Here is a 15,202-nt window from a genome sequence, read left to right as displayed (position 1 = left end):
CTGAACGATGCAACTGACCAATCTCGACATGGATGTGTTGCGCTCGTTCGTGACGGGCACCGATTTGGGGAGCTTTGCCAAGGCCGCCGAGCGCCTCGGCCGGTCGCAATCGGCGATCAGCCTGCAGCTGAAGAAACTGGAGGAGCAGGTCGGGGAGAGCCTGCTGCGCAAGGAAGGGCGGGGCCTCGCTTTGACCGCACCGGGCGAAATCCTGCTTTCCTATGCGCGGCGCCTCCTGGAACTGAACGACGAGGCGATTGCCGCCACGCGTGGCGTCGCGGTCGAAGGCTGGGTGCGCTTGGGCCTGGTCCAGGACTTCGCCGAAAGCTGGCTGCCCCGATTGCTGGGCCGCTTTGCCCGCGCGCATCCGCAGATCAAGGTCGATGTGCGGGTCGAGCGCGGCGTGCATTTGGCGGAAGCGGTGGAGAAGGGAGAACTCGACCTCGCCTTGTGCTGGGGCAATTATCCGAGCCCGCGCCGCAGCAAGATCGGCGAGGTGCCGCTGCGCTGGGTTGGTGCCGCCGATTTCGAATTGCGGGCGGGCGAGCCGGTGCCGCTGCTGGCGTTCAAGCAACCCTGCACCTTCCGCACGCGCGCGATCGAGGCGCTGGATGCCGCGGGCATGCCGTGGCGCATTGCCTTCAACAGCCCCAGCCTGGCGGGGCTTTATGCAGCGGTCGAAGCCGGGCTTGGTGTCACACCGCGCACGGCGGAGGGCATTCCATCACGGCTCAAGATGCTCGATGAGACCAGCGGGTTGCCGCCCATGGCGCCGCCCATCGACCTCTATCTCCATGTCGGCGAGGAAACGCCGTCGGCGGCGACACAGCGCTTGCGCGAAGCCTTGATGGAAACGCTGGAGAGCAGCCTGGTCTCGATCGGACACGCGACAAAAGAGCGCAACTAAGCTGCAGCTTGGTCACGGCAGGTTGCAGGAAATGCAAAGCTCCGATTGCTGCAGTGGCAATTATAGTGCCGGCACATTTTTCATGATGTGAGCCAGACGATATTGCCATGAGTGCCGCCCGCAAGCTGACCCGCCAGGATGTGAAGACGTTGAGCCTTGCTGCCCTGGGCGGTGCGCTGGAATTCTACGACTTCATCATCTTCGTCTTCTTCACGGCGGTGATCGGGCAATTGTTCTTCCCGCCAGACATGCCGGACTGGCTGCGCCAGCTGCAATCCTTCGGCATCTTCGCCGCCGGTTATCTTGCCAGGCCCTTGGGCGGCATCGTCATGGCGCATTTCGGCGACCTCTTTGGGCGCAAGCGCATGTTTGCGTTAAGCGTCTTCCTGATGGCCGTGCCGACGCTGCTCGTCGGCCTGCTGCCGGTTTACATGCAGATCGGGTACGCAGCCCCCTTGCTGTTGCTGGTGATGCGCGTGTTGCAGGGGGCGGCGATCGGCGGCGAGGTACCGGGCGCCTGGGTGTTTGTCGCCGAGCATGTGCCGGCCAATCGCATCGGTATTGCCTGCGGCCTCCTCACCTGCGGCCTTACCGCCGGCATCCTGCTGGGATCCGTGGTGGCGACCGGCGTCAACCGCTTCTATCTGCCCGAAGAGATCAGCGCCTATGCCTGGCGTTTCCCCTTCATTGCCGGTGGCATCTTCGGCCTGGTCGCTGTCTATTTGCGCCGCTATCTGGACGAGACGCCGGTCTTCCAGGAAATCCGCGCCAAGAAGGCGCTGAGCGAGATCCTGCCGGTGAAGGCGGTGCTGCGCGACCATACGCCAGCCGTGATCATCTCGGCGCTGGCCACCTGGACGCTCACCGCCGGTATCGTCGTCTTCATCCTGATGACGCCGACCTTGCTGCAGAAACTTCACGGCCTCACGCCCGCCGATACACTGCCGGCGAATGCGGTGGCGACCCTGGCGCTGAGCATCTCCTGTGTGTTGGTTGGCATGGCGTGTGACCGCTTCGGACCGCCGCGCGTCATGCTGGTCGGTGCCATCGGTCTGGCGGGCAGCGGCTATGCGCTCTATCTGGGGGTCGCACAATCGGCCGTGCTGTTGCTGCCGCTCTATGCCGTCACGGGCTTTTGCGTCGGCACCATTGCCACGGTGCCGGTGGTCATGGTGCGGGCCTTTCCGGCCGCCGTGCGCTTCACCGGCATTTCATTCTCCTACAATGTCGCCTATGCGGTCTTCGGCGGCGTGACGCCGCTGCTTGTCTCGCTGCTGACGCAAGCCGACCCGCTGGCGCCGGCGCATTACGTCGCCTTCACCTGCGTCATCGGCGTCGCCGCCGTCTTTGCCGAACGGGCACGATTGAAGCGGATGGCGGTTATCGCGGCCTGATCATTCCGACAGCTTTTCGCGGCTGAGGCCGCGCGTCGCGGCGGCAGCCGGTACCCGCACCATCGCGGGCAAGGCACGGCGCGCGCGTTTGACCGGGATGGCGCCATAGACCTGTTTGGTCGCCTCGATCAGGATGGCCCCGGCAAGGCCCGGCATGGCGTGGCGGGCGAAAGCGTCCCAGCCAGGCGCCATGCGCAGCCAGGACCGGGCGCGGAAGGGCAGAAAGCACAAGCTGCGTTCGGTGCGCAGTGGCGTGAAGGAATGGTTGCGCAGCAAGCGCGAAAGCTGTCCCGACGAATAGGGCTGGCCGAAGCCGAAGGGCGTGCGTTCGCTCTGCGCCCAGAAGCTGCGCCGGTTGGGGACCACCAGCAACAGGCGACCGCCGCCGGCCAGCACGCGCCAGGCCTCGCGCAGCATGTCGCCGGGATGGTCGGAACCTTCGAGGCCGTGGACCATCAGGATGCGGTCGACCGAATAATCCTGCAGCGGCAATTCCGTCTCATCGGCCAGAGCGGTGAGGTTCGGTTCATCATGGGGCCAATGCACGACGCCCTGGCCTGCCGGCATGATGGCGAGCACCCGTTCCGCCTCGCCGCGAAAGGCCTGCAGGAAGGGGGTGGCGAAGCCCAGGCCGAGTACGGATTGGCCGCGCACATCCGGCCACATGTCACGAATGCGCGTGCGCAAAAGTTGACGCGTCACTCTGCCGAGGGGCGTCTGGTAGAAATCGCGGACATCGACGACGTCTTGAAACAAGGGCTGCCCATCTTTGCTGAACGATGCCTTGATTATGGCATATCCGCTGTTATCGTCAGCCTCAAAGTAAGTGATTGAGCCAGTTCGATTTGGAGCCCGCCATGCCACAGGATGCCACCGCAGCGGCGCTGGATATCGTCGTTTTTCCGATGCTGTCCGACAATTACGGCTTTCTGATCCATGATCCGGCCAGTGGCGAGACGGCCGTGGTGGATCCGGCCGAGGCGGCACCAACCTTGGCGGCCTGCGCGGCGCGTGGCTGGCAGCTCAGCCATATTCTCAACACGCATCACCATGGCGACCATGTCGGCGGCAATCTGGACCTCAAGGCCAAGACCGGCTGCAAGGTGATCGGCCCCGCTTATGACCGCGACCGCATTCCCGGCATCGATGTGGCGGTCGATGAGGCCAGCGGTGTCGATTTCGGTGGCCGACATGCGCGCGTGTTCTTCGTCCCGGGTCACACGCGGGGTCACATCGCCTATTGGTTTGCTGCCGATCATGCGCTGTTTTGCGGCGACACGCTGTTCTCGCTGGGCTGCGGCCGCCTCTTTGAAGGTACCCCGGCGCAGATGTGGTCGTCCCTGCTGAAGCTGCGCGCCTTACCGGACGAGACGCGGGTCTATTGCGCCCATGAATACACGCAGTCCAACGCGCGCTTTGCCCTGGCGGCGGAGCCGGAGAACGCTGCCTTGAGAGCGCAGGCGGAGAAGGTTGCCAGCGACCGTGCGGCCGGCCGTTTCACCATTCCCTCGACGCTGGGTGTCGAGAAGGCCTGCAACCCGTTCCTGCGCGCCGACCAGCCTGATTTGCAGCGCCGCTTCGGTGGGCAGGGCAGTGCCGATGCCGACGTGCTGGGCGCAATCCGCGCCGCGAAGGACCACTTCTAGATCAGGTGATGATGGGTGTAGGCGATGATCTTGTTGATCGTCTGGCCATCGTCGGATAGCGGCAGGATCACCGTCTGCTCGTGGCCGATGCGATTGTCCGGGGTGAGGAATCGACGCTGCTCGAAGCGCGGGGCGCGGCGCGTCAGGACGTCTTCGTAAGACGCCAGGGCCGCTTCGGCAGAGGCGGCGTAAAAGCCTTCGGCAACGCCCTTGCCGGTCGGATCGGCATTGCGCATCGCCACCTCGCGGGTGCCGAGCAACCGGTAAACGAAGCGGCGGGCATCGGCGACGACATCGATGAGTACGATGCCGGGCAGGAAGGTGACCATCTCGCCCGGATCAAAATCCTGTCGTGCCGGCATGACGCGGCCGCGGCATTTTCTCTGCCAGAAGGCATGAAAGGCGAGAATGTCATTGTGATAGGAATGCGCCGGCACGACCTGCGCAGGAGCAGCTTCTCGGGCAACGACTTGGCCGTCAACACGCGGCGATCTGGACATCAATCCGTCTGGGTTGGGATGCTGAACGCGTTCTTGGCAACACTAGCGCAATGAGGTGGCAAACCCAAGCACCTCTTCGCAGGCGCGGAACCATCCCATGCCCACGGCGTTGATGAAACGGAGAAATCATCCCTAACGACCAAGAGGCAGGAATCCATGGCCCCCACCATGGGCAGAGATCATCAATGATGTTGCAGAGAAGCCACATAGCGCCACCGCGCCCCGACATACTGGAAAAAGGCGCCTGGGCGCTGTTTCTTGATCTCGACGGAACGCTGCTCGATATCGCCGCATCACCGGAATCGGTTCTGGTTCCAAAGCATCTGGTCGAGGTACTGGCCACCTTGCGCAACCAGCTGGGGGGTGCCTTGGCGATTCTTTCCGGCCGGTCGCTGCGCACGATCGATCGCCTGCTGCATCCGCTGCTGATCAGCGCCGCCGGCGAACACGGTGCCGTGCTGCGGCTGCCACAAGGTGACGTCCTCGAAGCGGATGCAAGCACCATGGTGCCGAGCCATTGGCGGCAGATGATCCACCGCGCGGCGGAAGCCTGGCCGGGTGTGCTGGTGGAGGAGAAGTCGCATGGCCTTGCCTTGCATTACCGTGCCAATCCCGCTTTCAGCGTGCCGGTGACGGCCTTGCTGGAACAATTCGTCGAGAGCGATCCTCATTTTGACATTCTGCCGGCCTTGATGGCACGCGAGTTGCGCCACCGGTCGATCAACAAGGGTGCTGCCTTGCGGCGCTTGATGGACAACCAGACGTTTCGCGGGCGCTTGCCGCTGTTCATTGGTGACGACGTTACCGATGAAGACGCGATCGCAGCAGCTGAGCAGATGGGCGGCATCGGCCTGCGTGTGGCGGATGCCTTTGCCGGTGAACCGGCGCGGGTGCGCGCCTGGCTTTCGGATCTCGCTGCCATCGACGCGCCTCTTGCCCAACAGACGGCGAGGTCCTGAATGCCGCATCTCGATCTTGGTGTCATCGGCAATGGCACGGTGGCGAGCCTCGTTGACCGCGCGGGTCGGCATCAGTGGTTCTGCTACCCGCGTTTCGACGGCGATCCGCTGTTCAATGCGTTGGTGAATGGCGAGGCGCCGGTGGCCGGCTTTGCCGACATCGTCGTCGTCGACGGTGTCGCATCCGCGCAGGTCTATCAGCGCAACACGGCGATCCTGGAGACGCGCTTCACCGACAGTCATGGCGGGTCGGTACGAGTCATCGATTTTGCGCCACGCTTCGTGCGCTTTGGCCGCATTTTTTGCCCACCGATGCTGGTGCGGCGCATTGAGCCGCTGACCGGGCGCTGTCGAATAAAGCTGAGAGTACGGCCAACCTTCGATTATGGAGCCACCACGCCGAAAGCGCTGATCGGCAGCAACCATGTGCGCTTCGTTGCCGGTGACAACGCGCTACGCGTCACCACCGACATGCCGGTGAGCTATCTGGCCAATGAAGTGGAATTCCTGCTCGACCGGCCGATCAATCTCATCATCGGCAGCGACGAGACGATCCCGGAGGCGCCGCAGGCGCTGGTCAGCGATTTTCTGGATCAGACGACGACCTATTGGCGCGACTGGGTGCGCGACCTGGCCGTGCCGTTCGACTATCAGGAGGCGGTGATCCGGGCTGCCATCACCTTGAAGCTGTGTACCTTCGAGGACACCGGCGCCATCGTTGCGGCGCTGACGACCTCGGTCCCGGAAGCGGCGCATTCCGGGCGCAACTGGGATTATCGCTATTGCTGGCTGCGGGATTCCTATTTCACCGTGACGGCGCTCAACCGACTGGGTGCGACGCGGACCATGGAGATACATGTTCGCTTCATCCTCAACGCTGTGCTGAGTGCCGGCATTTCACCGGAAGTGCCGCTCTATCCGATCGTGCCGGGCAAGGATGTCTCGGAACATGTGGCGCCGGCACTGGCCGGCTATCGTGGCATGGGGCCGGTGCGTGTCGGGAATGCCGCCGTCATCCAGCGCCAGCATGACGGTTATGGCTCGATCATTCTCACCGCCGCGCAGATGTTCTATGACGAGCGCCTGCCCAATATCGGCGATCTCGACCTCTATCGGCAGTTGCGGCCGATCGGCGATCTGGCCGCGGCTTCCGCCCTGGCGCCGGATGCGGGCCTTTGGGAGTATCGCGAACGCACTGGCATTCACACACATTCGGCTGCCATGTGCTGGGCCGCGCTGCATCGGCTGGGGCTGATCGCCGGCCGGGTGGGCGAGATGGAGGATCGCGATCGCTGGCTGCACCTTGCCGCGGATCTCAAGGAGACGATCCTGATGCGGGCAACGGCAGCCACCGACGGATGGCTTGCCGGCGCCTTTGACAGTGACATCTGTGATGCGGCGGTCCTCACTTTGCCGGAGATCGGGCTGCTTCGATATGACGATCCGCGCTTCCTGCGCACCATGCAGGTCGTGGAGGAGCGCCTGATGCACGAAGGCTTTCTGCTGCGCTACAACGAGCCCGATGATTTCGGGAAACCGGAGACGGCGTTTCTGGTGTGCAGCTGGTGGTTCATCGACGCGCTTGTGGCGACCGGGCGGCGCGAGCAGGCCAAGGCGATGTTCGATCGCATCCTGTCGCACCGCAATCATCTTGGCTTGTTGTCGGAAGATCTCGACGGCAGCAACGGCGTGTTGTGGGGAAACTTCCCGCAGACCTTCTCCATGGTCGGCATGATCCTCTCCGCGATGCGCCTCAGCCGTTCCTGGGAGGAGGGCCTATGGCGCGCGTCGTAATCGTTTCCAACCGTGTACCGGTGCCGACGGAACGGGGCGCCCGCGCCGGCGGCCTTGCCGTGGGTATTGCCGATGCCTTGAAGGATGGCGGTTTGTGGTTCGGCTGGAGCGGGCAAATCTCGGCCAGTGCCCGCAATCCGGTGCGCAAGATCGAGGCCGACAAGATCACCTATGCGACGATCGACCTCAACCAGGAGGATTATGATCGCTTTTATGTCGGCTATGCCAATTCGACGCTGTGGCCGCTGCTGCATTTCCGCCTCGGGTTGATCGATTTCAAGCGCGAGGATCTCGACGGCTATTTTTCCGTCAACCGGACCTTCGCCGCGGCACTTGCCTTGGAACTGGAGCCCGACGACATCGTCTGGATCCATGACTATCACCTCATTCCGCTGGGTGCTGAGTTGCGGCGCCTGGGTGTCCGCAATCGCTTAGGTTTCTTCCTGCATATCCCGTTCGTGCCGGCCTCGCTCTTCAGCGCCCTGCCGCAAGGGGAAAAGCTGCTGCGCGCTTTTCTGGCTTATGACGTGGTGGGCTTGCAGACCGAGGAGCATCGGCGCGATTTCCTCGATGCGGTGAAGCAGGTGCTGGGCACGGAACCGGGTGCCGACGGTGCCTTCGTGACAGCGGACGGCACCAGCCGCGCCATTGCCAATCCGATCGGTATCGATGCGCGGGGTTTCGCGGCGATGGCGACAAAGGCCGAACGCTCGACCGAGACGAAGCGCCTGCTCTCCAGTCTCGTGGGACGGGATCTGGTCATCGGGGTCGACCGGCTCGATTACTCGAAGGGATTGCCCAATCGGTTCGCGGCATTTGGCAAGCTGCTGCACGATCACCCCGAGCACCGGCAGAAGGTCAGCTATCTGCAGGTGGCGGCAAAGAGCCGCGAGGATGTGTCGGAATACCAGGCCCTGCGGCGCGAGCTTGACCGCAAGGCCGGGAATATCAACGGTCGCTATGCCGAATTCGACTGGGTGCCGCTGCGCTATATGACGCGGCCGATGAGCCGGGCCACATTGGCGGGATTCTACCGCGCGGCCAAGGTGGCGTTGGTCACACCCTTGCGGGACGGCATGAATCTGGTCGCCAAGGAATTCATCGCGGCACAGGATCTGAATGACCCCGGCGTGCTGATCCTTTCACGTTTTGCTGGTGCTGCGGAGGATCTCAGTGAAGCGCTGATCGTGAACCCTTACGATCCGGGCGAGATCACCGATGCCATGCACCAGGCACTGACCATGCCGCTAGAGGAGCGGCGCGACCGTATGGACCGGTTGCGCGCACGCGTCTTCACCATCACGGCGGAAAGCTATTGCCGCAATTTCCTCGCGGCACTGGCGGCGTGAGCCGAGTATCAGGCCGTCATGCCCAGACTTGATCCGGGCATCCAGCGTTGGGATCGACAGACTGGATCCCCGGGTCAAGCCCGGGGATGACGATTTAGAAGGCCGCGGGTGATGCCCGAGAAGATCAGGCGTCGACACCCGTGCCGATCGGGCAGACGACGCCCGTGCCGCCAAGGCCGCAATAGCCGCCGGGATTCTTGGCAAGGTATTGCTGGTGGTAGTCTTCGGCAAAATAGAAGGGCGGGGCCGCCGCGATCTCGGTGGTGATGGGATCACGGGCGCCGGCCTTCAGCAGGGCGGCCTGATAGGCGTCGCGGCTGGCGATGGCTTCGTCCTGCTGCGCCGTTGAATGGGTGTAGATGGCCGAACGGTATTGCGTGCCGACATCGTTCCCCTGGCGCATGCCTTGCGTCGGGTTATGGCTTTCCCAGAACGTCTTCAGAAGTTGCGCATAGCTGATCTTCGCGGGGTCATAGACCACGCGCACGGCCTCGGTATGGCCGGTAAGGCCACTGCAGGTTTCCTCATAGGTGGCATTGGGCGTGAAGCCGCCCTGATAGCCCACGGCCGTCACATAGACGCCGGGCAGTTGCCAGAACTTTCGCTCGGCACCCCAGAAACAGCCCAGGCCGAAATCGGCGACGGCAAGGCCTTCCGGATAGGGGCCGGTCAGCTTCTTGCCGGTGATGACATGGGGCGCATGAAGCGGCATCGCCTCGGCGCGGCCGGGCAAGGCGGTGTCGGCATCGGGCAGGGCCAAGGGCTTGCGGGCAAAAGAGAACATCAGCGGTCTCCGTTTCTGGCGTGGGTCCTATATGGGCTTTTACGGATCGGCTGCCAAGGGTGTTACCTGGTATGTTATGCGCTCAATGAAAGTCCCTGCTGCGGGTAAGGAGAGCGGGTCTCCGTCTTTCTCGCGGATCGGGGCCGCCGCCGCCATGGGCGACTTCATCGGCGCGGGCCACGGGTGGGTCGAGGAAGCGACTTCGGTCCTCGTGCAACGTGATCAGCAGGTCGCTCATATCGACGAGCTTTTCGGCAACGACATGGACGACCTGATGCGGCGGTTTGCCTTCGATCTGCACACGCCCCTGGCAGGCCATCAGCTTGGCCCCCATGACGATGGCGCGGTGGCTGGCAAAGACCTTGGGCCAGACCACCAGATTGGCGATGCCGGTTTCATCCTCAAGCGTCACGAAGATGACGCCGCTGGCGGTTCCCGGGCGCTGGCGCACCAGGACGAGGCCGCCGACAAAGACCCGGTCGCCGTTTTTGAGGTGACTGAGTTTCCGGTTGAGGATGATGCCGCGTCGCGCCAGCGTCTCGCGCAGGAAGGTGAGGGGGTGGCGCTTCAGGGAGAGGCGCAGCGTCTGGTAATCCTCGACCACCTGCTGCGACAAAGGCATCTCCGGCAGATCGGCCCGCTGCATCGGCGAGGCTTCGACATCGGCAAAGAGCGGCAACGGTTCTTCGCCCAAGGACTTCACGGCCCAAAGCGCCTGGCGCCGGTCGAGGCCCATCGAACGGAAGGCGTCTGCCTCGGCAAGACGGGCGAGGGATTTGGGGCTGAGGCCGGATCGGCGCCACAGATCGTCGATGCTCTGATAGCCGCCATCGCGCAAGGCGACGAGGCGCTTCATCTCATCGACCTTCAAGCCGTCGGCTTGGCGCAGCCCTAAGCGCAGGATCGGGCCATGGGCGGCGCGACGGCGATTATCTTCGAAGTTTTTGGCAAAGTCCGTCGGCCGTCCGCCACCTTCAAGATCGCAATCCCATCCGCTCAAATTGACATCGGCACCCGTCACGCGCACGCCATGGTCACGCGCATCGCGCACGATCTGTGCGGGTGCGTAGAAGCCCATCGGCTGGCTGTTGAGGAGGGCTGCCGCAAAGACCGCGGGGTAATGGCATTTGAGCCAGGCCGAAACATAGACCAGCAGGGCAAAGCTCGCGGCATGGCTCTCAGGGAAGCCGTAATTGGCAAAGCCCTCGATCTGCTTGAAGCATTTTTCGGCGAAATCGGCTTGGTAGCCGTTCTTCAACATGCCGCCGACGAATTTGTCGTGATAGTTCCGGATCGTGCCGACCTTCTTGAAGGTCGCCATGGCACGGCGCAATTCGTCGGCCTCGTCGGCGGTGAAATCGGCGGCGACCATCGCCATCCTCATCACCTGTTCCTGAAACAGGGGCACGCCTTCCGTCTTCTTGAGGATGGCGCGGAGTTCCTCCTTCGGCGGGTCGGATTTCTCCTCACCGTTGCGGCGCCTGAGATAGGGATGCACCATGTCGCCCTGGATCGGCCCCGGCCGCACGATCGCCACTTCGATGACGAGGTCGTAGAAGGTGCGGGGCTTGAGGCGCGGCAGCATGCTCATCTGCGCACGGCTTTCGACCTGGAAGACGCCGACCGAATCCGCCCGGCACAGCATCTCGTAGGTCATCGGATCATCCTGCGGGATCGTGGCGAGATTATAGCGCTTGCCATAGATCCGGTGGATGAAGTCGAAGGCGCGGCGGATGCAACTCAGCATGCCGAGCGCCAGAATATCGACCTTCAGGAGGCCCACGGCGTCGAGATCGTCCTTGTCCCATTGGATGACGGTGCGGTTTTCCATCGCCGCATTCTCGATGGGGACGAGGCGCGAGAGCGGCCCCTTGGAAATGACGAAGCCACCGACATGCTGCGAGAGATGCCGCGGCGTGCCGATGAGCTTGCCGGCCAGCATCACCGTCAGCCCCAGGCGCCGGTCGGTGGGGTCGAGCCCTGCCTGGCGGATCTGGTCTTCGGTCAAGGCCTTGTCCGACCAGCCCCAGACGATCTTCGACATGCGGTTGATGACATCGTCGGAAAGGCCCAAGGCACGCCCCACATCGCGCAAGGCGGCACGCGAGCGATAGCAGATGATGGTGGCGGCAAGGCCTGCCCGGTCGCGGCCATATTTCTTGTAGATGTGCTGGATGACCTCTTCACGCCGTTCATGTTCGAAATCGACATCGATATCGGGTGGTTCCTTGCGGGCAGCACTGATGAAGCGCTCGAAGAGGAGATCGACCTTGGTCGGGTCGATGGATGTGATGCCGAGGCAGAAACAGACCACGGAATTCGCCGCCGACCCGCGCCCCTGATGCAGGATGCCTTCCTTGCGTGCGAAGCGGACGATGTCGTGAACGGTCAGGAAATAGCGCGCGTAATCGAAGCGCGCGATGAGGTCGAGCTCGTGCTCGATCTTGCCGGCAAGACCTTTCGGGAGACCTTCCGGGTAACGCCATTTGGCGCCTTTCCAGACGAATTCGCGCAGGCTTTCCAGCGGCGTCTTCTCCGGCGTCACGACCTCGTCCGGATATTCGTATTTGAGTTCGTTGAGCGAGAAGGTGCAGCGCTGGGCGATCTCTGTTGTGCGGGCGACGGCGTCCTCCAGGCCGCGAAAGAGGCGCCGCATTTCGGCGCCGTGTTTCAGATGCCGCTCGGCATTCTTCTCCAGCAGGAATCCGGCATTGTCGATGGTGCAGTGATGGCGCACGCAGGTCAGCACGTCGAACAGCATCTTGTGATCCGGGTGGTGATGCCGCACTTCATTGATGGCAATGGTGCGAAGTCCCGTCTCGTCGGAAAGTGCTTGTAAGTCCCGCAGTCGCCTGGCGTCGTCGCCGCGATAATAATGCGTGAGGGCGAGGTAGCCGTCGCGGCCGAAATGGGTGTGGAAGAGGTGGAGGAAAGCTTTGAGGCCGGGCGCGTTATTTCCACCCCTCACCCCAGCCCTCTCCCCGCTGTCGCGGGGCGAGGGAGCCGCCATCGTATGCGTGTTAAGCCCCTCGCCCCTCTGGGGAGAGGGGTTGGGGTGAGGGGTCTGAACCGGCACGACGATGGCGAGGAACCCTTCCTTCACCGCGGCGAAATCGGCGTAATCGAGATGGCATTCGCCTTTCTTGGCGCGGCGGCGGCCGAGGGTGAGAAGCTCGCACAGGCGCCCATAGGCCAGGCGGTCGACGGGGTAGGCGAGAATGTCGGGGGCGTCGCGGAAGCTGAGGCGGCAACCGACCACCAGGCGGATGCCGGCCTTCTGGCAGCCGACATGGGCGCGTACGATGCCGGCCAGGGAATTGCGGTCGGCAATGCCCAGATGCGTCATGCCGAGGGCTGCCGCGGTGAAGGCCAGGTCATCGGCGTGGGATGCCGCTTCCAGGAAGCTGTAATTGGTCATGGTGGAAAGCTCGACATAAGCCTCGTCCAGCCGATCATCCTGGCGCGGTGGGCGCGGCACCACCGGTAGGTCGATGATCTTTTCGGATGGCGACTTGCGGCGCATCAGGCGAAGATTCCGTGCAGGAACCAGCGCGGCGGGTGCGCCGTATCCTGCGCATAAAGACCGCTGCGGAAGAGCCAGAAGCGGCGGCCGTCTTCGATCTCGACACGGTAATAGTCGCGCGTCTCCTTGCCGTCATCCATGGCCTGCCACCATTCGGGGCGGATGCGTTCCGGCCCCTCGGCCTTGGCGACGCGGTGATGCATGTGGCGCCAGCGGAAGGAGAGCGGCGGATCGTCCGGTATGGGTGCCGTGGCTTCGATCGGCTCCGGCCGCGAAAGCAAACGGATGGGGCGCGGCGGCAGGTCGACCGACCAATCGCTGCCGGGTGCTTTCTTTTGCATGGGCGGTGTGAAAACCACGGCGCGTTCGGGCACATGGCTCGCCACCGCGCGCGGGATGGTGACGCTGCCGGCTCCCAGGCGATTGGTCAGCCGGTCGACGAGCGGGGCGAGATCGGCCTCGGCAATACCGGGGTGGCGGCGCTCGAAATCCGCCTGCACGCCGGTCATCTTCTCGGCCACCAAGGCGCTGAGGCTCATGCGTTCGATGCCGGGGCCGGGGTCGAGGGTTTCGATCTTCTCGGCGAGCAGCTTCAGGAGATGCTTGGCGTCCCGACTGGGCCGCGCCGTGCCGATGATAAGGCCGGGGGCTTCATCATCGAGGCGATGGGCGATGAGGCCTAAGCGTCGAATGCCGAGCTCCTGCGTTTCCAATTCGCGCAGCAGGCGCGTCATCAGCAATTCCGACGCGCGGGCGATGGATTCCGGGGCCGAGATCGGTTCGGCAAAGACCAGGCTGACACGGTGGTCCGGCAAGGGCGCAAGCGGCGAGAGCGTCTCGGCGGCATAGCCCAATGCCTGATCGAGCCTTGCCAGCAAGGTGGCGCCGAAACGCTTGGTCACGTCGGCACGGTGCAAAGGATAAAGATCGCCGATCCGCCGCAAGCCGAGGCGATCGAGGCTGATCGCCGTTGCATCGTCGAGGCGCAACGCGCGGATGGGCAAGGCGTGCAAGGCGGTCGAGATGCTGCCAGGCGGGATGATAGCGCGCTCACCGCCGAAACGGGCACTGGCCCAGGCAGCGCCGATCGTGCCGGCGATGGCGGCGCGGACGGTGAAACCCTGGCGGGACAAGCGCGTCAGCGCATCGGCCATCAGCTGCTCCTCGCCTTTCCAGAGATGCGCGCAGCCGGTGATGTCGATCATCAGGCCATCGGGCGCATCCGGCGTGGCATGGGGCGAGAAGCGCGTCGCCCATTGCGCCAGCGCATGCAGCCTGGCGAGATCGCCGGTGGGGTCGGCATCCTCCACCCGTGCTTCTGGGACGCAGGCCAGGGCATCGGCCAGGCGCTGGCCCGGATAGAGGCCGCGTGCCAGGGCAATATCATCTGCCCCGTGCACCACACGCATATTGCCGCTGCTGCGCACCAGCAGCAGCGGTGCCGGCTGGTCCTTAGCCGGCTGGGCCTTAGCCTGCGGCGCGCTTGTGCCCGATGTCATCCGCCGCTGCCGGCGGTGCCAGCAATCGCTCGCCCAGCGGGGCAGGAACAGGCTGAGGAAACGTCGCTTCTCGCCATCCATCGTCATGCTCCTCAATGAGCCAATTGGCGGGCCTGCCGCCGCGGCAGCGCCACAAATCGAGATGCCAGCGCGGGGCGCCCGGCAGAATTGGATGCGGTGCTGCCGGCGTGCCGAAGGATGCAGCAGGCGCGATGCGCCAGCGCGTCACGGCGGCGATCGGCTGCCGGCTGAGAGATTTGAGATCTTGCGCGCGGGCCGAGCGGCGGATGAGCAAAGCCGGCACGCCGCTTTTTTCCGCCGCCAATTGCAGCCGCCGGCTCTGCGTCAGATCGAGGGCCGCAACCTCGCCCACCACGGCGCTGAGGCTGGCGCAGCGCAAGGCCTCCTCGATCGCCCACAGCGCATCGCCATTGCGCCGGATTTCAAGATGCAGCAGTCGGTCTGGATCGAGCCCTTGATACGGCAAGGCGCGGGCGTAGAGATCGCGCTGCCGGCTGATCCACAACACGCTGCCGATACTGCCTCGTGCATGCAGTCGGCCGATGAGGCGGGCGATGGCGGCGGCGGGCAAGGTCCCTTCCTCGAGATCCTGCCCCTCGCCCGCGAATTCATGCAGCGCGCCCAATATCAGCCCGCGGCCGGGCAGGTGCTGGTCGATCGCGGCAAGGCCCCAGGTGAGGGATTTTGCGGCTCCGCCCTCAAGCCCGGCCTGGGGCAATTTCTCCAGCAAGGCGATCTGCCGACGCAAGGCAATGAGCCCCGGCGGCGGCTCGCTCGAAGGGGGATGGGCGGCGGGGACAATGGCTTGCTTCCGGATCATATTCTG

Annotated in this window: 12 protein-coding genes; 6 read left to right on the top strand and 6 right to left on the bottom strand. The window is 64.0% G+C overall.

The features are described 5' to 3' along the window. The first annotated feature begins 7 nt into the window (after positions 1 to 7). Both SMD31_RS03020 and SMD31_RS03015 read left to right on the top strand, forming a co-directional pair. Positions 8 to 907, top strand: coding sequence for a LysR substrate-binding domain-containing protein (locus SMD31_RS03020; protein WP_320499239.1), 900 nt, complete (start codon positions 8 to 10; stop codon positions 905 to 907). 107 nt (positions 908 to 1,014) lie between these two features. After that, positions 1,015 to 2,301 carry an MFS transporter gene (locus SMD31_RS03015; protein ID WP_320499238.1) on the top strand — a complete coding sequence of 429 codons (1,287 nt, stop codon included), beginning with the start codon at positions 1,015 to 1,017 and terminating at the stop codon, positions 2,299 to 2,301. Here SMD31_RS03015 and SMD31_RS03010 read toward each other — a convergent pair whose 3' ends face one another. After that, on the bottom strand, positions 2,302 to 3,057 hold the full coding sequence (locus SMD31_RS03010; protein WP_320499237.1) for a class I SAM-dependent methyltransferase: 756 nt from the start codon (positions 3,055 to 3,057) through the stop codon (positions 2,302 to 2,304). 101 nt (positions 3,058 to 3,158) lie between these two features. On the opposite strand from SMD31_RS03010, the gene gloB reads away from it, so the two are divergent. Further along, a complete protein-coding gene (gloB, locus tag SMD31_RS03005; RefSeq protein ID WP_320499236.1) occupies positions 3,159 to 3,947 on the top strand; it encodes a hydroxyacylglutathione hydrolase in 789 nt (262 codons plus the stop codon). Here the strand turns inward: gloB and SMD31_RS03000 are convergent. Continuing rightward, on the bottom strand, positions 3,944 to 4,447 hold the full coding sequence (locus tag SMD31_RS03000; protein WP_320499234.1) for a PAS domain-containing protein: 504 nt from the start codon (positions 4,445 to 4,447) through the stop codon (positions 3,944 to 3,946). The genes gloB and SMD31_RS03000 overlap by 4 nt on opposite strands. Positions 4,448 to 4,632: 185 nt before the next feature. Between SMD31_RS03000 and otsB the strand changes: the two genes are divergently transcribed. Genes otsB through SMD31_RS02985 form a run of 3 tightly spaced genes read left to right on the top strand, consistent with a single transcriptional unit; the run spans position 4,633 to position 8,549 of the window. After that, on the top strand, positions 4,633 to 5,406 hold the full coding sequence (otsB, locus tag SMD31_RS02995) for a trehalose-phosphatase (RefSeq protein ID WP_320499232.1): 774 nt from the start codon (positions 4,633 to 4,635) through the stop codon (positions 5,404 to 5,406). Then, complete coding sequence (locus SMD31_RS02990; RefSeq protein WP_320499231.1) at positions 5,407 to 7,200, top strand: glycoside hydrolase family 15 protein; 1,794 nt, start codon at positions 5,407 to 5,409, stop codon at positions 7,198 to 7,200. Beyond that, a complete protein-coding gene (locus SMD31_RS02985) occupies positions 7,185 to 8,549 on the top strand; it encodes an alpha,alpha-trehalose-phosphate synthase (UDP-forming) (RefSeq protein ID WP_320499230.1) in 1,365 nt (454 codons plus the stop codon). The genes SMD31_RS02990 and SMD31_RS02985 overlap by 16 nt, the downstream gene beginning before the upstream one ends. Before the next feature lie 124 nt (positions 8,550 to 8,673). Here the strand turns inward: SMD31_RS02985 and msrA are convergent, their stop codons facing one another. From msrA to SMD31_RS02965, 4 genes are all read right to left on the bottom strand, one after another. Continuing rightward, on the bottom strand, positions 8,674 to 9,333 hold the full coding sequence (gene msrA, locus SMD31_RS02980; protein WP_320499229.1) for a peptide-methionine (S)-S-oxide reductase MsrA: 660 nt from the start codon (positions 9,331 to 9,333) through the stop codon (positions 8,674 to 8,676). Between the two features lie 82 nt (positions 9,334 to 9,415). After that, positions 9,416 to 12,856, bottom strand: a complete 3,441-nt coding sequence (locus tag SMD31_RS02975; RefSeq protein WP_320499228.1) for an error-prone DNA polymerase — start codon at positions 12,854 to 12,856, stop codon at positions 9,416 to 9,418. Beyond that, complete coding sequence (locus SMD31_RS02970; RefSeq protein ID WP_320499227.1) at positions 12,856 to 14,355, bottom strand: Y-family DNA polymerase; 1,500 nt, start codon at positions 14,353 to 14,355, stop codon at positions 12,856 to 12,858. The genes SMD31_RS02975 and SMD31_RS02970 overlap by 1 nt, the downstream gene beginning before the upstream one ends. Continuing rightward, on the bottom strand, positions 14,324 to 15,196 hold the full coding sequence (locus SMD31_RS02965; RefSeq protein WP_320499226.1) for an ImuA family protein: 873 nt from the start codon (positions 15,194 to 15,196) through the stop codon (positions 14,324 to 14,326). The genes SMD31_RS02970 and SMD31_RS02965 overlap by 32 nt, the downstream gene beginning before the upstream one ends. Positions 15,197 to 15,202: the final 6 nt, after the last annotated feature.

It is taken from the genome of Dongia rigui (genome assembly GCF_034044635.1).
GTDB lineage: Bacteria > Pseudomonadota > Alphaproteobacteria > Dongiales > Dongiaceae > Dongia > Dongia rigui.
This window is presented reverse-complemented; position numbering and strand designations above follow the sequence as displayed.

Excerpts from the sequence above, each read along its gene's own strand:
- SMD31_RS03020 (WP_320499239.1), top strand. The coding sequence starts at position 8 with ATGCAACTGACCAATCTCGACATGGATGTGTTGCGCTCGTTCGTGACG.
- SMD31_RS03015 (WP_320499238.1), top strand. The coding sequence starts at position 1,015 with ATGAGTGCCGCCCGCAAGCTGACCCGCCAGGATGTGAAGACGTTGAGC.
- gloB (WP_320499236.1), top strand. The coding sequence starts at position 3,159 with ATGCCACAGGATGCCACCGCAGCGGCGCTGGATATCGTCGTTTTTCCG.
- SMD31_RS03000 (WP_320499234.1), bottom strand. The coding sequence starts at position 4,447 with ATGTCCAGATCGCCGCGTGTTGACGGCCAAGTCGTTGCCCGAGAAGCT.
- otsB (WP_320499232.1), top strand. The coding sequence starts at position 4,633 with ATGATGTTGCAGAGAAGCCACATAGCGCCACCGCGCCCCGACATACTG.
- SMD31_RS02990 (WP_320499231.1), top strand. The coding sequence starts at position 5,407 with ATGCCGCATCTCGATCTTGGTGTCATCGGCAATGGCACGGTGGCGAGC.
- SMD31_RS02985 (WP_320499230.1), top strand. The coding sequence starts at position 7,185 with ATGGCGCGCGTCGTAATCGTTTCCAACCGTGTACCGGTGCCGACGGAA.
- msrA (WP_320499229.1), bottom strand. The coding sequence starts at position 9,333 with ATGTTCTCTTTTGCCCGCAAGCCCTTGGCCCTGCCCGATGCCGACACC.
- SMD31_RS02975 (WP_320499228.1), bottom strand. The coding sequence starts at position 12,856 with ATGCGCCGCAAGTCGCCATCCGAAAAGATCATCGACCTACCGGTGGTG.
- SMD31_RS02970 (WP_320499227.1), bottom strand. The coding sequence starts at position 14,355 with ATGACATCGGGCACAAGCGCGCCGCAGGCTAAGGCCCAGCCGGCTAAG.
- SMD31_RS02965 (WP_320499226.1), bottom strand. The coding sequence starts at position 15,196 with ATGATCCGGAAGCAAGCCATTGTCCCCGCCGCCCATCCCCCTTCGAGC.